The organism is Enterobacter cloacae complex sp. IR5450, from assembly GCF_049238665.1.
GTDB classification, from domain to species: domain Bacteria; phylum Pseudomonadota; class Gammaproteobacteria; order Enterobacterales; family Enterobacteriaceae; genus Enterobacter; species Enterobacter hormaechei_C.
This window is the reverse complement of record NZ_JBMKIC010000011.1, coordinates 105604-127031: the sequence shown is the minus strand read 5'-3', so window position 1 is coordinate 127031 and position 21428 is coordinate 105604. Positions and strand designations below refer to the sequence as shown.

Genomic DNA, 21428 nt, shown 5'->3' with positions numbered 1-21428 from the left:
ATAACGCTTACCGCTCATGGGTACCTCTCTTTAAGTCATCTTAAATGACTCTGAGGTGTCTGTTAAACCTGTGGCGATTCAGTATTACGTGTTTGCCCCCATCCTTTCTGGCAGCATTTTGGCTGTTGTCTCACCCTATGCTCAGTGGCTCCTGTCTCAGGCACATAGGTGGGCTGATGACAGATACAAGGATAATGTTTTTCAGTCCAAGGAGAGAGTGTTTCAAGATAACATCAAGCTATCAAAGCTTAAGGTTCAATCAGATATGGCAGTGGATGTTGAAATTGCCAAAATCAACGCTGATATACAGACTGAAGTCGAAAGAGGCAAGCGCGAGCAGATACTAACTGAAGAGCTTGAAACCCAAAAGAAAATCCTTGATGAAAAAATTGAACTTCTTACTAAAAAACTTGAGGATGAGAAAGCCGATTTTGAAGAGTTGTTAAAGGAAAAGCAAAAGATTCAAGATATTGCGATAAACGTTACGATTCTGTTAGAAAAAGCCCTAAGACTTGATGACAGAAGGTCAGTTCAGCAATTGGTGGATGAAATTTCTGATTTGTTCAGCGTGGAAGACTTCGAGCTTTCAGAACAAAGGAATGCTCTGAAGAATGGTATAAGGAAAAAACGGAGCGTAGCTGAATTTATTGAAGAGGTTAAACTCAACCAAAGCGAAACATCAGAGATTAATCTTCAAAATAAGTGATTTCAGTCTGAGAGGGAAAGTGTATCAATAGAAAGGTCTCTCCAGGATCACGCGGTTGACCGATCGTTCATGCAGGCCGCGATTGAGCGCTTTCTCCGCGTCGCCTTTGGCAAAGAATTCCGGATGCCTCACTTCTACGCCGTAGGTGAAGTCAAGTGGCAGGGCCTCGAGAAACTGCCAGAGGGCGGGCAGGTCGCGTGGGCCAAACGTGGCGGGAAGCTGGAGCCAGTACTGGCCAATACGGTTGGCCAGAGGCGACATCCGGGTGAAAAACTCGTGGGTTAAATCATCGCAGTTGCGCAGCGCGGCGTTGTGGGAGATGGTCGCCGGGAATTTAAAGCAAAAGCGGAAGTCGTCGGTGGTTTGCTCGCGCCAGCGTTCGACGATCTCCGCGCGGGGCAGAGCGTACAGCGTGGTATTGCCCTCCACGCAGTTAAAGTGTCGGGCATACTCTTCAAGGCTGGTAATACCCAGGCGCACCCATTTCGGGTGCGACCACTGGGGCAGGCCCACGTACATCATAGCGCGCTGAGGATCTCATCCGTGCTGCGCACGCGACCGATACGCGGGAAGATATGGGTCATGCTGCCCTGGTGCTGATCCGCAGAGGCTGCGCTGCACGCATCTTCCGCGATCACCAGGTTAAAGCCCAGCTCCCAGGCGTTACGGGCGGTGGATTCCACACCGATATTGGTGGAGATCCCGCACAGAATAATCGTGTCGATCCCGCGACGGCGCAGCTGGAGCTCCAGGTCGGTGCCGTAGAATGCGCCCCACTGGCGTTTGGTGACTTCTATATCGCTGTCGCGTTTACCGAGCGAGACAGGATATGTCCACCAGTTGTCCGGCAGCGCCTGCGCCGGGGCCTGAGCATCAACCGGCTGTTTTAACGCTTCGGCGAAATCAGCGGACCAGCCGACGCGCACCATAACAACAGGCGAGCCGCTGGCGCGGCATTTTTCTGCCAGGCGCGCAGCGCGGCTGACCACATCGTCAGCGGTGTGCGGACCACCGGCAAAAGGCAGAATGCCTTCCTGTAAATCAATGACCACAAGGGCGGTTTTGGTGGCATCAAGTGTAAACATCGTCGCTCCCGTCAAATGATTGCTTTTCTACACCTTAAGACGTGATGGCCTGTTATCGGTCGGATAATTTTGTTAATTTTTGTGAGAATAGGCAATAAGAGTTCAGCAAACGCGCGTCAGGCCGTGCTTCGCTCTTATCGTGCGGCAGAATTTCCAGTATAATAGCCGCCTTTTTTCATCCAGTTGTGACATACAGAAAGCTGCGACATCGTAGCCTGCGAGACAGGCGACAATCAGCCTGCGGCTAATTAAGGGATATCTCATGCGTACAGAATATTGCGGGCAGCTGCGTCAGTCCCACGTCGGGCAGCAGGTCACCCTGTGTGGTTGGGTCAATCGTCGTCGCGATCTTGGTAGCCTTATCTTTATTGATATGCGTGACCGCGAAGGTATCGTTCAGGTGTTCTTCGATCCGGATCGCGCTGATGCGTTGAAGCTGGCTTCTGAGCTGCGCAATGAGTTCTGCATTCAGGTGACGGGCACCGTGCGTGCGCGTGACGAGAAAAACGTCAACGCCGACATGGCGACCGGCGCTATCGAAGTGCTGGCGTCCGATCTGACGATCATCAACCGCGCGGAAGCGTTGCCGCTGGACTCCAACCACGTCAACACCGAAGAAGCGCGTCTGAAATACCGCTACCTGGATCTGCGTCGTCCGGAAATGGCTCAGCGCCTGAAAACCCGTGCGAAAATCACCAGCCTGGTGCGCCGTTTTATGGATGACCACGGTTTCCTTGATATCGAAACACCGATGCTGACCAAAGCCACGCCGGAAGGCGCGCGCGATTACCTGGTGCCATCCCGCGTCCATAAAGGCAAATTCTATGCGCTGCCGCAGTCTCCACAGCTGTTCAAACAGCTGCTGATGATGTCTGGCTTCGATCGCTACTATCAGATCGTGAAATGCTTCCGCGACGAAGACCTGCGCGCTGACCGTCAGCCAGAATTTACCCAGATCGATGTGGAAACCTCCTTCATGACCGCTGAGCAGGTGCGTGAAGTGATGGAAGCCCTGGTGCGTAGCCTGTGGAATGACGTGAAAGGCGTTGAGCTGGGCGATTTTCCAATCATGACCTTCGCGGAAGCCGAGCGTCGCTACGGCTCCGACAAACCAGACCTGCGTAACCCGATGGAGCTGGTGGACGTGGCAGACCTGGTGAAAGCCGTTGAGTTCGCGGTCTTTGCTGGCCCGGCTAACGATCCGAAAGGCCGCGTGGCGGCACTGCGCGTGCCGGGCGGTGCTGCCCTGAGCCGTAAGCAGATTGACGACTACGGCAACTTCATCAAGATCTACGGCGCGAAAGGTCTGGCCTATATTAAAGTAACCGAGCGTGCAAAAGGTCTGGAAGGCATCACCAGCCCGGTGGCGAAATTCCTGAATGCGGACATCGTGGAAGCGATCCTTGAGCGCACCGGTGCGCAGGACGGCGACATGATCTTCTTCGGCGCAGACAACAAGAAAGTGGTTGCGGATGCGATGGGTGCGCTGCGTCTGAAGCTCGGCAAAGACCTGAACCTGACCGACGAAAGTAAATGGGCGCCGCTGTGGGTGATCGACTTCCCGATGTTTGAAGACGACGGTGAAGGCGGCCTGACCGCGATGCACCACCCGTTCACCTCGCCAAAAGACATGACGGCTGCCGAGCTGAAAGCGGCACCGGAAGAGGCCGTCGCCAACGCCTACGATATGGTCATCAACGGCTACGAAGTGGGCGGTGGTTCCGTGCGTATTCACAGCGGCGAAATGCAGCAGACCGTGTTTGGCATCCTGGGCATCAACGAACAGGAGCAGCGCGAGAAGTTTGGCTTCCTGCTGGACGCCCTGAAGTACGGTACCCCTCCGCACGCGGGTCTGGCTTTCGGTCTTGACCGTTTGACCATGCTGCTGACCGGCACCGATAACATCCGTGATGTGATCGCCTTCCCGAAAACCACCGCAGCGGCGTGTCTGATGACTGAAGCGCCAAGCTTTGCCAACCCGGCCGCGCTGGCTGAGCTGGGCATTGAGGTGGTGAAGAAGGAAGAGAAAAACTGATATGGCATATAAGCGTCCCGTTTCGGTTCTGGTGGTCATTTATGCAGAAGACACGAAGCGGGTGCTGATGTTGCAGCGGCGCGACGATCCGGATTTCTGGCAGTCGGTTACCGGCAGCCTGGAAGAGGGGGAGACCGCACCGCAGGCCGCCGCGCGTGAAGTAAAGGAAGAGGTCGCCATTGATGTTGCTTACGAGCAACTGACCCTGAAGGACTGTCAGCGCACGGTGGAGTTTGAAATTTTTAGCCATTTACGTCATCGCTATGCACCGGGAATTGAGCGCAATACGGAATCATGGTTCTGCCTTGCGCTTCCCCATGAGCGGGAGATCGTGTTCACGGAACACCTGACCTACCGCTGGGTGGATGCGGCGGATGCCGCCGCACTGACCAAGTCGTGGAGCAACCGGCAGGCGATTGAAGAATTTGTAATTAACGCTGCCTGAGAAGGCGCGATTTTTGGAGAACTTTTTATGGCAGGTCATAGTAAGTGGGCCAACACCAAACACCGCAAAGCGGCACAGGATGCCAAACGCGGTAAAATCTTTACCAAAATCATTCGTGAGCTGGTGACAGCGGCGCGTCTGGGCGGCGGCGATCCGGCCTCTAACCCACGTCTGCGCGCGGCGGTGGATAAAGCCCTGTCCAACAACATGACGCGTGACACCCTGAACCGTGCAATCGCACGTGGCGTGGGCGGTGATGAAGACGCGAACATGGAAACCATCATTTATGAAGGTTACGGTCCTGGCGGTACGGCGGTGATGGTTGAGTGTCTGTCCGACAACCGTAACCGTACCGTTGCGGAAGTGCGCCACGCGTTCACCAAAACCGGCGGCAACCTGGGCACTGACGGTTCTGTAGCGTACCTGTTCAGCAAAAAAGGCGTCATCTCCTTCGAGAAAGGCGACGAAGATGCGATCATGGAAGCGGCGCTGGAAGCCGGTGCGGAAGACGTGGTGACCTACGACGACGGCGCTATTGATGTTTACACCGCATGGGAAGAGATGGGTGCCGTGCGCGATGCGCTGGAAGCGGCTGGCCTGAAGGCGGATAACGCTGAAGTCTCCATGATCCCGTCTACCAAAGCGGACATGGATGCGGAAACCGCACCGAAACTGCTGCGTCTGATCGACATGCTCGAAGACTGCGACGACGTACAGGAAGTGTACCACAACGGTGAAATCTCTGATGAGGTTGCAGCGACTCTCTGATGAGAGCGTGTAGATCCGTTACAGGAGACGCGTGATGTCGATTATTCTCGGGATTGACCCAGGCTCACGCGTCACCGGGTATGGCGTTATCCGTCAGGTGGGACGCCAGTTAACCTACCTCGGCAGTGGGTGTATTCGCACCAAAGTGGACGATCTGCCGTCGCGCCTGAAGCTCATCTATGCGGGCGTGTCGGAGATCATCACCCAGTTTCAGCCGGACTATTTCGCCATCGAGCAGGTCTTTATGGCGAAAAATGCTGACTCGGCGTTAAAGCTCGGTCAGGCGCGCGGCGTGGCGATTGTTGCCGCCGTGAACCAGGATCTGCCGGTGTTCGAGTATGCGGCCCGTCAGGTTAAGCAGACGGTGGTGGGCATTGGTAGCGCGGAGAAAAGCCAGGTGCAGCACATGGTGCGTACCCTGCTGAAGCTCCCTGCGAACCCGCAGGCCGACGCCGCGGATGCGCTGGCCATTGCGATTACCCACTGTCACGTCAGCCAGAATGCGATGCAAATGAGCGAGTCGCGGCTCAATCTGGCGCGAGGCAGGTTACGATAATGACAAATCAGGCTGGATGTTTATCCAGCCTTTTTTTATTATGTCGGCAGATAATTTCTTCCAGAACGCAGGAGCGTCACGTGATAGGCAGACTCAGAGGCATCATTATTGAAAAACAACCCCCGTTAGTGCTGCTGGAAGTGGGTGGCGTGGGCTATGAAGTCCATATGCCGATGACCTGCTTCTACGAGCTGCCGGAGGCGGGCAAAGAGGCGGTTGTCTTTACCCAGTTTGTGGTGCGTGAAGACGCTCAGCTGCTGTACGGATTCAATAACAAACAGGAACGCACCCTGTTCCGCGAATTGATCAAAACCAACGGCGTCGGGCCGAAGCTGGCGCTTGCGATTCTGTCCGGTATGTCAGCGCCACAGTTTGTGAACGCCGTTGAGCGTGAAGATCCGGCTGCGTTAATTAAACTTCCGGGCATCGGGAAGAAAACTGCCGAGCGTTTAATTGTCGAGATGAAGGACCGCTTTAAAGGTCTGCATGGCGATCTGTTCACGCCGGCAGCCGATCTGGTGCTGACTTCCCCGGGCGCGCCTGCATCGGATGATGATGCCGAGCAGGAAGCGGTTGCCGCGCTGGTGGCGCTGGGCTATAAACCTCAGGAGGCCAGCCGGATGGTGAGCAAAATTGCTAAACCGGATGCCAGCAGTGAAACCCTGATTCGTGAAGCGCTGCGCGCTGCATTGTGAGGTAAAGGATGATTGAAGCAGACCGCCTGGTATCGGCAGGCACCATTCAGCCAGATGACGTGGTGGATCGCGCGATCCGTCCCAAACTGCTGGATGAGTATATCGGCCAGCCGCAGGTTCGTTCTCAGATGGAGATTTTCATCCAGGCGGCAAAGCTGCGCGGCGATGCGCTCGATCACCTGCTGATTTTTGGTCCGCCGGGGTTAGGTAAAACCACCCTGGCGAATATCGTCGCCAACGAAATGGGCGTTAACCTGCGTACCACTTCCGGCCCGGTACTGGAGAAAGCAGGGGACCTGGCGGCGATGCTGACCAACCTCGAACCGCATGACGTGCTGTTTATCGACGAGATCCATCGCCTGTCGCCGGTGGTGGAGGAAGTGCTCTATCCGGCAATGGAGGATTACCAGCTGGATATCATGATCGGTGAAGGTCCGGCCGCGCGCTCGATCAAAATCGATCTGCCACCGTTTACCCTGATTGGCGCCACGACCCGCGCCGGCTCGCTGACCTCTCCACTGCGTGACCGTTTTGGTATCGTGCAGCGTCTGGAGTTTTATCAGGTGCCCGACCTTCAGCATATTGTGGGGCGCAGCGCGCGCTACATGGGGCTGGATATGAGCGAAGAGGGGGCGTTTGAAGTGGCGAAGCGCTCCCGCGGTACGCCGCGTATCGCCAACCGCCTGCTGCGCCGGGTGCGTGACTTTGCCGAGGTGAAGCACGACGGCACTATATCGGCCGAGATCGCCGCCCAGGCGCTGGATATGCTGAACGTCGATGCTGAAGGTTTTGACTATATGGACCGTAAGCTGCTGCTGGCGGTGCTGGATAAGTTCTTTGGCGGGCCAGTAGGGCTGGATAACCTGGCGGCGGCAATTGGCGAAGAGCGTGAGACTATCGAAGATGTGCTGGAGCCGTATCTGATCCAGCAAGGCTTCTTGCAGCGTACCCCGCGCGGTCGTATGGCGACGGTGCGGGCGTGGAATCATTTCGGCATTACGCCGCCCGCGATGCCGTAAGTAGCGATAAATTCTAGCCCCGGTAAGCGAAGCGCCACCGGGGACATGCTGACTACTGCGCGGTCTTTTTCATCATACTGAAAATAAACAACACCGCCGCGCACAATACCACCGACGGCCCCGCTGGCGTGTCATAAAACGCCGAGAAGGTTAACCCGCCCGTCACCGCAATCATTCCGATAATCACCGCGATACCGGCCATTTGCTCCGGCGTACGCGCAAAACGGCGCGCCGTGGCGGCAGGGATTATCAGCAGCGACGTGATGATCAGCGCGCCGACAAACTTCATCGCCACGCCGATGGTTAACGCCGTCACCAGCATCAACAGCAGCTTCACGCGCTGAAGCTTCACGCCGTCGACAAAGGCCAGATCCGGGCTGACGGTCATCGCCAGTAAACTCCGCCACTGCCACAGCAGGATCCCGAGCACCACCGCCACGCCAATGGCAATGGAAATGAGATCTTCGGGCGTGACGGCCAGCAGATCGCCAAACAGGTAGGCCATCAGATCTACGCGGATGTTTGACATCAGGCTCACTACCACCAGGCCCAGCGACAGGGCGCTGTGCGCCATAATGCCGAGCAGGGTATCAATTGCCAGGTGAGGGCGTTTTTCCAGCCAGACCAGACCGGCAGCCAGCAGCAGCGTGACGACAATCACCGCATAAAACGGGTTCACGTCCAGTAATAAACCAAACGCGACACCCAGCAATGAAGCATGGGCCAGCGTATCGCCGAAATAGGACATTCTGCGCCAGACGACAAACGAGCCGAGTGGACCCGCGGCGCAGGCAAGCATAATCCCGGCCAGCCAGCCGGGCAGTAACAGTTCAATCATGAGTGTCCATTTCCCCGACGCAGGACAATTCGTCCCTGTAAATCATGGCGGTGATTGTGATTATGGCGATAGATGCCCAGCTGTTCGGCGCCACGATGGCCAAACATGGAGATAAATTCGGGATGCATTGACACCACTTCCGGCGTGCCGGAACAACAAATGTGATGGTTCAGGCACAGTACTTCGTCGGTTTTGGCCATCACCAGATGCAGATCATGGGAGACCATCAGCACCGCGCAGTTAAGCTCCCGACGGAGCTGGTCAATCAGATCGTACAGCGCAACCTGACCGTTGACGTCAACACCCTGCGTCGGCTCGTCCAGGACCAGCAGCTGAGGGCTGCTGAGCAGGGCACGGGCAAGCAATACGCGCTGGGTTTCACCGCCCGACAGCTTTTGCAAGGGCGCCTCAACAAGATGTCCCGCCTGAACGCGTTTCAGCGCCGGGAGGATATCCGCTTTACGCGTACCGGGACGGAGGCGCAGGAAGCGGCTCACCGTCAGGGGCAAGGTGGCATCAAGATGTAATTTTTGCGGCACATAGCCGATACGCAATTTGTCTTCGCGGACGATAACACCTGCGTCAGGGGCTACCAGGCCTAATACGACGCGCACCAGCGTCGATTTGCCTGCACCGTTAGGGCCGAGCAGCGTGAGTATTTTGCCGGGCTTCAGATTCAGCGACACGTCAGAAAGGACGCGGCGCTGGCCGAATGAGACCGAAACATTTTCAAGAGAAACTAAAGTCGTCATGTCAATTTAAGCTTGCAGAAGTCATCGAATGTTATAATATCACATTCCACGCATTCATTACGATGATTAGTCGCATTATGTTACAGAAAAATACGCTTCTTTTCGCAGCTTTATCCGCTGCTCTTTGGGGTACAACAGCACAAGATGTTAACGCCGCTGTTGTCGCTTCGCTTAAACCGCTTGGATTTATCGCCTCTGCCATCGCGGACGGGGTCACTGAGACACAGGTTCTGCTGCCTGACGGGGCTTCCGAGCATGATTATTCTCTGCGTCCATCTGATGTAAAACGCTTACAGAACGCGGACTTAGTCGTCTGGATTGGTCCTGAGATGGAAGCGTTCATGCAGAAGTCAGCCAGACAGCTTCCCGCTGAGAAACAGGTGACGATTGCCGGGCTGTCCGGCGTGAAACCGTTACTCATGAAAGGAGCTGAGGACGAGGGTGATGAGCATGACCACGACCATGCTCATGGTGAAAAAGGTGACGACCATCACCATCACGGTGAATACAACATGCATCTCTGGCTCTCCCCAGAGATAGCGCGGCTTACAGCGGTTGCAATCCACGACAAATTAGTGGAACTTATGCCGCAAAGTCGAATCAAACTCGACGCCAACCTGAAGGATTTTGAGGCTCAATTAGCCGCAACCGACAAACAGGTGGGTAACGAGCTCGCACCGCTTAAAGGAAAAGGGTACTTCGTTTTTCATGATGCCTACGGGTATTACGAGAAACATTACGGTCTGACCCCGCTGGGGCATTTTACCGTCAACCCTGAAATTCAGCCTGGTGCGCAGCGTTTACATGAAATCAGAACACAGTTGGTTGAGCAAAAAGCGACATGCGTTTTTGCTGAGCCACAGTTCAGGCCAGCGGTCGTAGAAGCCGTGGCCAGGGGAACATCCGTGCGCATGGGAACCCTTGACCCGCTAGGTACGAACATCCAGTTGAGCAAAGCGAGCTATTCGCAGTTCCTCAGCCAACTGGCGAATAAGTATGCGAGCTGCCTGAAAGGAGATTAACGAGGAAGTGAATACGTGCAACAGATAGCCCGCTCTGTCGCCCTGGCATTTAACAATCTGCCTCGACCCCACCGCGTTATGCTGGGGTCGCTTACAGTTCTCACATTAGCGGTCGCCGTCTGGCGGCCCTATGTTTACCACCCGAGTTCCGCCCCAATCATCAAAACCATCGAACTGGAGAAGAGCGAGATCCGCTCTCTGCTGCCCGAGGCCAGCGAGCCTATCGATCAGGCCGCTCAGGAAGATGAAGCGATTCCCCAGGATGAGCTGGATGACAAGATCCAGAATGAAGCTGGCATTCATGAATATGTTGTATCCACTGGCGATACGCTGAGCAGCGTCCTGAACCAGTACGGTATCGACATGGGCAACATCAGCCAGCTCGCCGCATCCGATAAAGAGCTGCGTAACCTGAAAATTGGTCAGCAACTTTCCTGGACCTTAACGCCCGACGGCGATCTGCAACGTTTGACCTGGGAGATGTCCCGTCGCGAAACCCGCACCTACGATCGCACTGCAAACGGTTTCAAAATGACCAGTGAATTGCAGCAGGGCGACTGGGTTAACAGCGTCATGAAAGGGACCGTCGGCGGCAGCTTTGTTTCCAGCGCACGCGATGCCGGCCTGACCAGCGCTGAAATCAGCTCGGTGATCAAAGCCATGCAGTGGCAGATGGATTTCCGCAAACTGAAAAAAGGCGATCAGTTCTCTGTCCTGATGTCCCGCGAAATGCTGGACGGTAAGCGCGAGCAGAGCCAGCTGGTGGGCGTTCGTCTGCGTTCAGACGGCAAAGACTACTACGCTATTCGCGCGGAAGACGGTAAGTTCTATGACCGCAGCGGTACGGGTCTGGCAAAAGGCTTCCTGCGTTTCCCAACGGCGAAACAGTTCCGCGTCTCCTCCAACTTTAACCCGCGTCGTCTGAACCCGGTAACGGGCCGCGTAGCGCCGCACCGTGGCGTTGACTTCGCTATGCCGCAGGGCACGCCAGTGCTGGCGGTAGGAGATGGTGAAGTGGTCATGGCGAAACGCAGCGGTGCTGCTGGCTATTACGTTGCTATTCGTCACGGTCGTACGTACACCACCCGCTACATGCACCTGCGTAAACTGCTGGTCAAACCGGGCCAAAAGGTGAAACGTGGCGATCGCATCGCGCTGTCCGGTAACACCGGCCGGTCGACGGGGCCGCACCTGCACTATGAAGTGTGGATCAACCAGCAGGCGGTTAACCCGCTGACGGCGAAACTGCCGCGCACCGAAGGGCTGACCGGAAAAGATCGCAAAGATTACCTGGCGCAGGTGAAAGAGGTGATGCCGCAGCTGCGCTTCGACTAAGCTCTCCTGATTTAAAAAGCCGGCGTCAGTATGCGCCGGCTTTTTCTTTTGTGCGCGGGCGGCAGCCTCGCTACACTATCCGCATATATTTTTGCGTCACCAGACCCTGGAACCCGCATGGAAACCAAAAAAAACAATATTGAGTACATTCCTGAGTTTGAAAAATCTTTTCGCCACCCGCGTAACTGGGGCGCCTGGATTGGCGTATACGCGTTTGCTGGCATGGCGTTGCTACCTGCTTCCCTTCGCGATCCGGTGCTCGGTAAAGTGGGGCGCCTGGCAGGGCGCTTGGGTAAAAGCGCGCGCCGACGCGCGCAAATAAACCTGTTGTACTGTTTCCCGGATAAAAGCGACGCCGAACGCGAAGCAATCATTGATGACATGTATACCACTGCGCCGCAGGCGATGGCGATGATGGCGGAACTGGCGCTGAAAGGGCCGGAGAAGATCGTCGAACGCGTTGACTGGAAAGGGCTGGAGATCATCGACGAGATGCGTCGCAATGATGAAAAGGTGATTTTCCTGGTGCCGCACGGCTGGGGGGTCGACATTCCGGCGATGTTAATGGCGTCGCAGGGCCAGAAAATGGCGGCGATGTTCCATAATCAGGGAAACAAAATCTACGATTTCGTCTGGAATACCGTGCGCCGTCGCTTTGGCGGACGCTTGCACGCCAGAAACGATGGCATTAAGCCTTTCATTCAGTCGGTACGTCAGGGTTACTGGGGCTACTATCTGCCCGATCAGGACCATGGTCCTGAGCACAGCGAGTTTGTCGATTTCTTCGCAACCTATAAAGCCACGCTACCAGCGATTGGTCGCCTGATGAAAGTCTGCCGCGCCCGCGTGATCCCACTGTTCCCGGCTTATGACGGTAAAACGCATCGCCTGAGCATTGAGGTACGTCCGCCGATGGACGATCTGCTGACCGCAGACGATCACACCATCGCACGCCGCATGAATGAAGAGGTGGAAGTGCTGGTGGGGCCGCATAAGGAGCAATATACGTGGATCCTGAAGCTGCTCAAAACGCGTAAACCTGGCGAAACAGAGCCGTACAAGCGTAAAGAACTTTTCCCGAAGAAATAGGAAACCTTCACCCCTCTCCCCTTAGGGGAGAGGGGATCAGAGCTTACTCTACGGTCAGTACGCGGGTGGTATTGGTTGAGCCGATGGTGCTCATCACGTCACCCTGCGTCACGATAACGATATCACCGGATACCAGATAACCTTTGTCGCGCAGCAGGTTCACGGCATCGTGCGCGGCGGCCACGCCGTCGTTGGTGCTGTCGAAGTATACTGGCGTCACGCCGCGATACAGCGCCGTCAGGTTCAGCGTACGCTCGTGACGGGACATGGCGAAGATCGGCAGACCGGAGCTGATACGGGACGTCATTAGCGCGGTACGGCCAGATTCGGTCATGGTGATGATCGCCGTGACCCCTTTCAGGTGGTTGGCTGCGTACATCGCGGACATCGCAATCGCTTCTTCCACATTGTCGAACTGGATATCCAGGCGGTGCTTGGAGACGTTAATGCTTGGGATCTTCTCTGCACCCAGGCAGACGCGCGCCATGGCGGCCACGGTTTCCGCCGGATACTGGCCCGCCGCGGTTTCCGCTGACAGCATCACCGCGTCAGTACCATCCAGCACGGCGTTCGCCACGTCCATGACTTCTGCACGGGTCGGCATTGGGTTGGTGATCATGGATTCCATCATCTGGGTGGCGGTGATCACCGCGCGGTTCAGCTGACGCGCGCGACGGATCAGCGCTTTCTGGATACCGACCAGTTCAGGGTCGCCAATTTCCACGCCCAGGTCACCACGGGCAACCATCACCACGTCAGACGCCAGGATCACGTCGTCCATCGCGTCCTGATCGCAGACCGCTTCAGCGCGTTCCACTTTTGCAACGATTTTCGCATCGCAGCCTGCATCGCGCGCCAGGCGGCGAGCATAGTTCAGATCTTCACCGCAGCGCGGGAAGGAGACGGCCAGATAATCCACGCCGATCTGCGCTGCGGTCACGATATCCGCTTTGTCTTTATCGGTCAGCGCTTCGGCAGACAGGCCACCGCCGAGTTTGTTGATGCCTTTGTTGTTGGAGAGCGGGCCGCCGACGGTCACTTCGGTGAATACCTTCATACCCTGAACTTCCAGCACTTTCAGCTGTACGCGTCCGTCGTCCAGCAGCAGGATGTCGCCAGGCACAACGTCAGCAGGCAGACCTTTGTAGTCGATACCCACTTTTTCCTTATCGCCTTCGCCTTTGCTCAGGTTGGCATCCAGCAGAAATTTATCGCCGATGTTGAGGAAGACTTTACCTTCTTTGAAGGTCGATACGCGGATTTTTGGACCTTGCAGGTCACCGAGGATAGCAACATGGCGGCCCAGTTTAGCTGCGATTTCACGCACTTTGTCGGCACGTAATTTATGGTCTTCTGGCGTACCGTGAGAGAAGTTCATACGCACCACGTTAGCACCCGCGGCGATAATCTTTTCGAGGTTATTATCGCGGTCGGTGGCCGGGCCTAAGGTGGTGACGATCTTGGTTCTGCGAAGCCTTCTGGACATGTAATACTCCGTTGACTGAAACAACTTTGGTGTTGCGTGAACATAGAATCGGCCTTCATCTATCGCAAGGCAGTAGCGAGGGGACCGAATGCCGTAAATCGTACTTCGTCGTTATTAGGGAACATCGCTCTTTATAAGCAATTCTTTATCAAAACGCGATTCTTTCAGGGCTTCCTTGACCCGCTTCAAGTTATCCCGGAATTTTGCGCCCCGGCGTAAGGTAAAACCGGTCGCCAGCACGTCGATGACCGTCAACTGCGCCAGGCGGGAGACCATCGGCATGTACATGTCGGTATCCTCCGGTACGTCCAGGGTAATGGCGAGCGTCGCTTCCCGGGCGAGCGGCGTACCTGCCGTCGTCAGGGCGATGACCATCGCATCGTTGTCACGCGCGAGCTGCGCCAGCTCCACCTGGCTCTTGGTGCGGCCCGTATGAGAGATGAGTACCACGACATCATCTTCGCTACAATTCATACAGCTCATGCGTTGCAGCACAATGTCATCGGAGTAAATCACCGGCACGTTAAAGCGAAAGAACTTATTCATGGCGTCATGCGCCACGGCGGCGGACGAGCCAAGGCCAAAGAAGGCAATCCGTTTGGCCTGCGTGAGAAGATCGACCGCGCGATTTACTGAACTCATGTCCAGAGACTGGCGAACGTGGTCGAGCGTGGCCATTGCCGATTCAAATATTTTTGCGGTGTATGCATCAACGCTGTCGTCTTCATCGACATTGCGATTAACATACGGGGTGCCGTTTGCCAGACTTTGGGCCAGATGCAGTTTAAAATCAGGAAAGCCGCGCGTGTCCAGACTACGACAGAATCGATTGACCGTCGGTTCGCTGACGCCCGATTCCTGTGCCAGAGCGGCGATGCTTGAATGAATCGCCTGAGCGGGCGCGGCGAGAATAACTTCAGCCACTTTGCGCTCGGATTTGCTAAGGTGTTCCAGTTGAAACTGGATTTTTTCCAGCATGTTCATTGTTAACAAGACGCTCATGAGGGCATAAACGATTTCATAAAGAGATGAAACCTTGATTCGATTTAGCCGATATTACCCCCAGGACTCCCGAAAGGGTAATCGTCGACAAGAAATGTTGTTGTTTTTTTTCATTACTTGATCGACGTCGGGTTTTGCTCTGACCCCGTTGCGCAAAGAATCGACGTTTGTTGCGTCATCAGACGGGCGTAATGGCCCAGGCGACGAAAAATCACCGTATCGCACGTGACGTTAAGCGCTAATGGTTTCAGGAAACGCGTAAAAGCAGTACAGTGCATTGTAATAAAATTACAACGATACCTGGCAGAGTACCAGGCGATCTAACTGAGGAGAATGACATGGCGGTAACGCAAACAGCCCAGGCATGTGACCTGGTCATTTTCGGCGCGAAAGGCGATCTTGCACGCCGAAAATTGCTGCCTTCCCTGTATCAGCTCGAAAAAGCGGGCCAGATCCATCCCGACACCCGGATCCTTGGGGTAGGGCGCGCAGACTGGGATAAGGAGGCTTATACCAAAGTCGTGCGTGAGGCGCTCGAAACGTTCATGAAAGAGAAAATCGATGAAAGCCTTTGGGATAAGCTGAGCGGGCGTCTCGATTTCTGCAACCTGGACGTCAACGATGTAGGCGCCTTTACCCGTCTGGGTGAAATGCTTGACCAGGAAAATCGTGTCACTATTAACTATTTCGCCATGCCGCCAAGCACCTTCGGCGCCATCTGCAAAGGTCTGGGCGAGGCGAAGCTGAACGCCAAACCGGCGCGCGTAGTGATGGAGAAACCGCTGGGTACGTCGCTGGCGACCTCGCGTGAAATCAACGACCAGGTAGGCGAGTTCTTTGAGGAGTGTCAGGTTTACCGTATTGACCACTATCTGGGCAAAGAGACGGTACTGAACCTGCTGGCGCTGCGTTTTGCCAACTCCCTGTTTGTGAACAACTGGGACAACCGCACTATCGACCACGTGGAAATTACCGTGGCGGAAGAGGTGGGCATCGAAGGCCGTTGGGGCTACTTCGACCAGGCCGGCCAGATGCGTGACATGATCCAGAACCACCTGCTGCAAATTCTGTGCATGATTGCCATGTCTCCACCGTCAGATCTGACGGCCGACAGCATTCGTGACGCCAAAGTGAAAGTGCTGAAATCACTGCGCCGTATTGACCGCTCCAACGTGCGTGAGAAAACCGTGCGCGGCCAGTACACCGCAGGTTTTGCCCAGGGGAAAAAAGTTCCTGGCTATCTGGAAGAAGAGGGCGCGAACAAGTCCAGCAACACCGAGACGTTTGTGGCGATCCGCGTGGATATCGACGACTGGCGCTGGGCCGGTGTGCCGTTCTACCTGCGTACCGGGAAACGTCTGCCAGCAAAATGCTCCGAAGTGGTGGTCTACTTCAAAAATCCGGAACTGAACCTGTTCAAAGAATCCTGGCAGGAACTGCCGCAGAACAAACTGACCATCCGTCTGCAACCGGACGAGGGTGTGGATATTCAGATCCTGAACAAAGTGCCGGGTCTTGATCACAAACACAACCTGCAAACCACCAAGCTCGACCTGAGCTACTCTGAAACCTTCAACCAGACGCATCTGGCCGATGCTTACGAGCGTCTGCTGCTGGAAACCATGCGTGGTATCCAGGCGCTGTTCGTCCGCCGCGATGAAGTGGAAGAGGCGTGGAAGTGGGTCGACTCCATCACCGAAGCGTGGGCAGCCGACCAGGACGCGCCAAAACCGTATCAGGCGGGAACATGGGGACCTGTCGCCTCCGTTGCGATGATCACCCGTGATGGCCGCTCCTGGAACGAGTTTGAATAACCACCTTCTCTAGCCCAAAGGTGTTATTTTACCGGTAACATGATCTAACACAGCAAGTGGCATAATTTTTATCTTTTAAGCTCCGCGTGGATTCACCCGCGGAGCTTTTTTTATTACACTCCCTTCAGACATTTTGCCCCTGTGCTCCGGATATCAGGCGTTTCAGCGTTGTTAACAACCGTCAGAAACTGTGTAAACTCCCGAGCCTGGACAGATAAATTAGAGGAGCTTTTATGAATCCGACATTGTTACGCGTAACACAACGCATTGTTGAACGCTCGAAAGAGACCCGTGCTGCCTACCTTGCCCGCATCGAACAGGCGAAGAGTGAAACGGTCCATCGCTCACAGCTGGCCTGCGGGAATCTGGCCCACGGCTTTGCGGCCTGCCAGCCTGGTGATAAAGACGCGCTGAAAAGCATGTTGCGTAACAATATCGCCATCATTACCTCCTATAACGACATGCTTTCAGCCCACCAGCCGTATGAGGTCTACCCGTCTATCATCCGCAATGCGCTGCACAGCGTGAACGCGGTGGGCCAGGTTGCAGGCGGCGTGCCGGCCATGTGTGATGGCGTAACCCAGGGCCAGGACGGTATGGAGCTGTCCCTGCTGAGCCGCGAAGTGATCGCCATGTCGGCGGCAGTGGGCCTGTCTCACAATATGTTTGATGGCGCGCTCTATCTGGGCGTGTGCGACAAAATCGTCCCGAGGCTGGTGATGGCCGCGCTGTCGTTTGGCCATCTGCCAGCGATTTTTGTGCCGTCAGGCCCGATGGCTAGCGGTCTGCCAAACAAGGAAAAAGTCCGTATCCGTCAGCTGTATGCCGAAGGAAAAGCGGACCGTCAGGCACTGCTGGAAGCGGAAGCCGCGTCTTATCACGCGCCGGGCACCTGTACGTTCTACGGTACGGCCAACACCAACCAGATGGTGGTGGAGTTTATGGGGATGCAGCTACCGGGCTCGTCGTTCATCCAGCCGGATGCGCCACTGCGTAAAGCGCTGACCGAAGCCGCAGCCCGTCAGGTGACGCGTCTGACCGGTAACGGCAACGAGTGGATGCCAATGGGCAAAATGGTGGATGAAAAAGTTATCGTAAACGGGATTGTCGCCCTGCTGGCGACCGGCGGTTCAACCAACCATACCATGCACCTTGTCGCGATGGCGCGCGCGGCGGGCATTCTGATCAACTGGGATGACTTCTCCGATATCTCCTCCGTGGTACCGCTGATGGCGCGTCTGTACCCGAACGGTCCGGCGGACATCAACCACTTCCAGGCCGCGGGCGGCGTGCCGGTGCTGATGCGCGAGCTGCTGAAAGGCGGCCTGCTGCATGAGGATGTCAACACGGTGGCGGGCTTTGGCCTGCATCGCTATACCCTTGAACCCTGGCTGAACAACGGTGAGCTGGACTGGCGCGAAGGAGCGAGCGACTCGCTCGATCCTCAGGTTATCGCAACCTTCGAACAGCCATTCTCTCCTCACGGCGGCACCAAAGTGCTGAGCGGTAACCTTGGACGTGCCGTGATGAAAACCTCTGCCGTGCCGGAAGAGAATCAGGTGATTGAAGCCCCGGCGGTGGTGTTTGAAAGCCAGCACGACGTTTTACCTGCTTTTGACGCGGGTCTGCTTGATAAAGACTGTGTGGTCGTGGTGCGTCATCAGGGACCAAAAGCGAACGGGATGCCAGAATTACATAAACTTATGCCGCCGCTTGGTGTATTATTGGACCGCCGTTTCAAAATTGCACTGGTGACCGATGGACGCCTCTCGGGGGCATCCGGTAAAGTGCCTTCAGCGATTCATGTCACCCCGGAAGCCTACGACGGCGGCCTGCTGGCGAAAGTGCGTGATGGTGACATGATCCGCGTTAACGGTCAGACAGGCGAATTAACCCTGCTGGTGGACGAAGCAGAGCTGGCGGCGCGTCAGCCACATATTCCTGACCTGAGCGCATCCCGCGTGGGTACCGGACGCGAAATGTTTGGTGCGTTGCGTGAGAAACTCTCCGGTGCGGAGCAGGGCGCAACCTGTATTACGTTTTAAGACGACTTGATTTTAACGATCTGGCGAGAGAAAACTCTGATGAAAAACTGGAAAACAAGTGCAGAAGCAATCCTGACTACTGGCCCTGTCGTGCCGGTTATTGTGGTAAACAAACTTGAGCACGCTGTCCCAATGGCGAAGGCGCTGGTTGCGGGTGGCGTTCGTGTTCTGGAAGTGACCCTGCGTACGGCCTGTGCGATGGATGCGATTCGCGCTATCGCCAAAGAAGTGCCGGAAGCGATCATCGGTGCAGGTACGGTTCTGAATGCGCAGCAGCTGGCGGAAGTGACCGAAGCGGGCGCACAGTTTGCCATCAGCCCGGGGCTGACCGAGCCCCTGCTGAAAGCCGCAACCGAAGGTTCTATTCCGCTGATCCCGGGTATCAGCACCGTTTCTGAACTGATGCTGGGCATGGACTACGGCCTGAAAGAATTCAAATTCTTCCCGGCTGAAGCGAACGGCGGCACCAAAGCGTTGCAGGCGATTGCGGGCCCATTCTCCCAGGTGCGTTTCTGCCCAACGGGCGGCATCTCTCCGGCAAACTACCGTGACTACCTGGCGCTGAAAAGCGTGCTGTGCATCGGTGGCTCCTGGCTGGTTCCGGCGGATGCGCTGGAAGCAGGCGACTGGGATCGCATCACTAAACTGGCTCGCGAAGCGGTAGAAGGCGCGAAACAGTAACAAATGCCCAATGCATAAAGCAGGCCCTCTGGCCTGATGCTGGTCACTTTATGTGACCAGCATGTATAAGTTCTTCTTCTCTACACAACATTTCTAATATCCCTAACCCCGGCGTATTATTTTTCATTATTAAATAATCCTTCACTTATATATTTGATGAATAAATCATTCTGAATTTATGTGTGATAAAATTGTCTGGTCCTTTTTTATTTATTCTGTGAATAGATTCACTTCCCGTGAATTAATTCAACCTGAAGTTGGGTATTTTAATGGGGGAGCGATGGGTGTATTGTTTTTAATGAACGGAATGTTTGTTAAAAGGATAGCTAATAATGTCAGGGGAATCTGAGGTAGCTCAAAGGCAGGACACGTTAAACAGATATTTATTGTATTTCCCGCGTAGCAAAAATGTTATTTCAGATGTTCATTCTTTTACAGGAAAAGAGATATTAAGCGAGCCTTATCGCTATACCATTCGCTTTACCAGTCCGGATCTAAACATTGCCATTAATGCTGTTCTTAATCAAAGGGCTGAGTTTATTCTGCGTGCACCCAATCTGGAAGCCTCATGGCATGGGCAAACCTCCTGGCTGCCGGTTCGCCAGATTAATGGCACGATCACCCAATTTTCGCGGCTGATGTCTTCAGGTGACGAAGCACTGTATGAATGCGTGCTGGAGCATGAGCTGGCGCTGCTGGATCAAAATTACCGTTCTGCGGTTTATATGAACATGACAGTCCCGGAGCTCGTTACAAAGCTTATGAAGGACAGTGGTCACTTTGGCGGCTACAACATTGATTTTGACCAACTGAGCCACAGTTATCCACGACGGGAAATGATCGTTCAGTGGAAAGAAACCGATTTGCGGTTCATCCGTCGGCTGCTGGCAGAGATAGGGATCTGGTTCCGATTTGAGAATCACAACAAAGTGAAAACGGAAACCGTCGTTATTTTTGGGGATTCTGCGCGTCGTTACAACTTCAGCGACAAACAGATGCCTTATGTCCGACATTCAGGCATGACCAGTTATAGCGAATACATTACCGATCTGGAGGAGCAGCACGGCCTGATCCCCAAAAATGTGTTGGTTCGCACCTATAACTACCGTGACCCGCAATCGCCGCAGACGGATAAGACCGTTAAAACGAGCGATATTCCCGAAGGTGTAACGACAGGCCAACACTATCACTATGCCGATCACTATCTGACTGCGGGGGATTTTCACGGTGAAGAGGCGGAAACCGCCGCATTTTACGCTCGTCTGCGTTATGAACGCCTGTTGAACGGACAGAGTCTTCTGGGGGCGACAACCAGCGATCCCGAGCTTCAGCCAGGCATTATGTTTTATCCCTCAGGGCCTGTACCTGACGGGTTTAAGTCCGGGTTTGTGATAACTGCGATGACTATCCGCGGCAGCCGTGCTGAACACTATCGCGCCGTACTTTCTGGGATCCCCTATATCCAGGGCTATAGCTTCCGTCCTGAATACTTATCCCGGCCGGGGATAGCCGGAACGGTGCCCGCCAGAGTGAAGGCTATCGGGGGAGATAAAACCTATGCCGGACTTGATGCGGTTGGGCGCTACAGGGTTAAGTTCGATTTTGACCTTGATGAAAAACGGGTCGGATTCGAAAGCGCCCTGGTACGCCTCGGCAGGCCGTACGCCGGTGACACCTTTGGTATTCACTTTCCGCTACTGGAGGGGACTGAAGTTGCCGTTGGTTTCGAAGGCGGCGACCCGGACAGACCTTATATCGCCCATGTCATGCACGACGGCAGCCACCCGGATTTAGTCACAAACCGTAACGATACCCGAAACGTGATCCGCACAGCCGCGTTGAACAAGATCCGTCTTGAAGATCGTCGCGGGCAGGAACACATCAAAATCTCTACCGAGTACGGCAAAGGGCAAGTGAGTGTGGGCCACCTGGTTGATGCTGAAGGCAAAAAGCGCGGGGAAGGTGTGGAGGCTCGCACCGACGACTGGATGGCGCTGCGTGCTGCCAAAGGCGTGATGATCACCACGGAAGCATAGTCCCGCGCGGGGGGTAAGC

Annotated in this window: 19 protein-coding genes and 1 pseudogene; 14 read left to right on the top strand and 6 right to left on the bottom strand. The window is 55.2% G+C overall.

What is annotated here, in order from left to right; all coding sequences use genetic code 11:
• The first annotated feature begins 55 nt into the window (after window positions 1-55).
• Entirely contained in the window at window positions 56-706 is a 651-nt protein-coding gene (locus ACOTYB_RS11390) for a hypothetical protein (RefSeq protein ID WP_421765815.1), read from the top strand.
• 27 nt (window positions 707-733) lie between these two features.
• Here ACOTYB_RS11390 and ACOTYB_RS11385 read toward each other — a convergent pair.
• Both ACOTYB_RS11385 and ACOTYB_RS11380 read right to left on the bottom strand, forming a co-directional pair.
• Window positions 734-1228 (bottom strand): annotated as a pseudogene (locus ACOTYB_RS11385) (DUF72 domain-containing protein); the annotation flags it as partial.
• Window positions 1225-1791 (bottom strand): hydrolase, encoded by a 567-nt coding sequence (locus tag ACOTYB_RS11380; RefSeq protein WP_017384353.1) that lies wholly within the window; start codon window positions 1789-1791, stop codon window positions 1225-1227. The gene ACOTYB_RS11380 and the pseudogene ACOTYB_RS11385, both read right to left, overlap by 4 nt.
• A 262-nt stretch (window positions 1792-2053) precedes the next feature.
• On the opposite strand from ACOTYB_RS11380, the gene aspS reads away from it, so the two are divergent.
• The 6 genes from aspS to ruvB all read left to right on the top strand — a co-directional run bounded on the left by aspS (window position 2054) and on the right by ruvB (window position 7309).
• Window positions 2054-3826 carry an aspartate--tRNA ligase gene (aspS, locus tag ACOTYB_RS11375; RefSeq protein ID WP_021240440.1) on the top strand — a complete coding sequence of 591 codons (1773 nt, stop codon included), beginning with the start codon at window positions 2054-2056 and terminating at the stop codon, window positions 3824-3826.
• A 1-nt stretch (window position 3827) separates the two neighbouring features.
• Window positions 3828-4271, top strand: coding sequence for a dihydroneopterin triphosphate diphosphatase (gene nudB, locus ACOTYB_RS11370; protein WP_003859745.1), 444 nt, complete (start codon window positions 3828-3830; stop codon window positions 4269-4271).
• Between the two features lie 27 nt (window positions 4272-4298).
• The gene (locus tag ACOTYB_RS11365) at window positions 4299-5039 is read left to right on the top strand and encodes a YebC/PmpR family DNA-binding transcriptional regulator (protein ID WP_003859747.1); all 741 of its coding nucleotides are present in this window, start codon (window positions 4299-4301) and stop codon (window positions 5037-5039) included.
• Window positions 5040-5073: 34 nt separating this feature from the next.
• Entirely contained in the window at window positions 5074-5595 is a 522-nt protein-coding gene (gene ruvC, locus ACOTYB_RS11360) for a crossover junction endodeoxyribonuclease RuvC (protein ID WP_003859749.1), read from the top strand.
• 80 nt (window positions 5596-5675) lie between these two features.
• Entirely contained in the window at window positions 5676-6290 is a 615-nt protein-coding gene (ruvA, locus tag ACOTYB_RS11355; RefSeq protein WP_003859751.1) for a Holliday junction branch migration protein RuvA, read from the top strand.
• A gap of 8 nt (window positions 6291-6298) precedes the next feature.
• Entirely contained in the window at window positions 6299-7309 is a 1011-nt protein-coding gene (ruvB, locus tag ACOTYB_RS11350; protein WP_003859753.1) for a Holliday junction branch migration DNA helicase RuvB, read from the top strand.
• Between the two features lie 52 nt (window positions 7310-7361).
• On the opposite strand, the gene znuB is transcribed toward ruvB, so the two are convergent.
• Window positions 7362-8147: a zinc ABC transporter permease subunit ZnuB gene (gene znuB / locus ACOTYB_RS11345; RefSeq protein ID WP_003859755.1), complete on the bottom strand. Its 786-nt coding sequence runs from the start codon at window positions 8145-8147 to the stop codon at window positions 7362-7364.
• On the bottom strand, window positions 8144-8899 hold the full coding sequence (znuC, locus tag ACOTYB_RS11340) for a zinc ABC transporter ATP-binding protein ZnuC (protein WP_003859757.1): 756 nt from the start codon (window positions 8897-8899) through the stop codon (window positions 8144-8146). The genes znuB and znuC overlap by 4 nt, the downstream gene beginning before the upstream one ends.
• Window positions 8900-8976: 77 nt before the next feature.
• Between znuC and znuA the strand changes: the two genes are divergently transcribed.
• The 3 genes from znuA (at window position 8977) to lpxM (ending at window position 12345) form a co-directional block, all read left to right on the top strand.
• On the top strand, window positions 8977-9921 hold the full coding sequence (gene znuA / locus ACOTYB_RS11335) for a zinc ABC transporter substrate-binding protein ZnuA (protein ID WP_421765816.1): 945 nt from the start codon (window positions 8977-8979) through the stop codon (window positions 9919-9921).
• A 15-nt stretch (window positions 9922-9936) separates the two neighbouring features.
• The gene (mepM, locus tag ACOTYB_RS11330; protein ID WP_003859762.1) at window positions 9937-11256 is read left to right on the top strand and encodes a murein DD-endopeptidase MepM; all 1320 of its coding nucleotides are present in this window, start codon (window positions 9937-9939) and stop codon (window positions 11254-11256) included.
• 117 nt (window positions 11257-11373) lie between these two features.
• On the top strand, window positions 11374-12345 hold the full coding sequence (gene lpxM, locus ACOTYB_RS11325) for a lauroyl-Kdo(2)-lipid IV(A) myristoyltransferase (RefSeq protein ID WP_022651444.1): 972 nt from the start codon (window positions 11374-11376) through the stop codon (window positions 12343-12345).
• 43 nt (window positions 12346-12388) lie between these two features.
• On the opposite strand, the gene pyk is transcribed toward lpxM, so the two are convergent.
• Together pyk and ACOTYB_RS11315 are read right to left on the bottom strand one after the other, a co-directional pair.
• Entirely contained in the window at window positions 12389-13831 is a 1443-nt protein-coding gene (gene pyk, locus ACOTYB_RS11320; RefSeq protein ID WP_003859767.1) for a pyruvate kinase, read from the bottom strand.
• Between the two features lie 114 nt (window positions 13832-13945).
• Window positions 13946-14815: a MurR/RpiR family transcriptional regulator gene (locus ACOTYB_RS11315; RefSeq protein WP_003859769.1), complete on the bottom strand. Its 870-nt coding sequence runs from the start codon at window positions 14813-14815 to the stop codon at window positions 13946-13948.
• Window positions 14816-15171: 356 nt separating this feature from the next.
• Between ACOTYB_RS11315 and zwf the strand changes: the two genes are divergently transcribed.
• The 4 genes from zwf (at window position 15172) to ACOTYB_RS11295 (ending at window position 21409) form a co-directional block, all read left to right on the top strand.
• On the top strand, window positions 15172-16647 hold the full coding sequence (zwf, locus tag ACOTYB_RS11310; RefSeq protein ID WP_003859771.1) for a glucose-6-phosphate dehydrogenase: 1476 nt from the start codon (window positions 15172-15174) through the stop codon (window positions 16645-16647).
• 233 nt (window positions 16648-16880) lie between these two features.
• Window positions 16881-18692: a phosphogluconate dehydratase gene (gene edd, locus ACOTYB_RS11305; protein ID WP_421765814.1), complete on the top strand. Its 1812-nt coding sequence runs from the start codon at window positions 16881-16883 to the stop codon at window positions 18690-18692.
• A gap of 39 nt (window positions 18693-18731) precedes the next feature.
• Entirely contained in the window at window positions 18732-19373 is a 642-nt protein-coding gene (kdgA, locus tag ACOTYB_RS11300; protein ID WP_003859774.1) for a bifunctional 4-hydroxy-2-oxoglutarate aldolase/2-dehydro-3-deoxy-phosphogluconate aldolase, read from the top strand.
• A gap of 332 nt (window positions 19374-19705) precedes the next feature.
• Window positions 19706-21409 carry a type VI secretion system Vgr family protein gene (locus tag ACOTYB_RS11295; protein WP_421765813.1) on the top strand — a complete coding sequence of 568 codons (1704 nt, stop codon included), beginning with the start codon at window positions 19706-19708 and terminating at the stop codon, window positions 21407-21409.
• Window positions 21410-21428 lie beyond the last annotated feature (19 nt).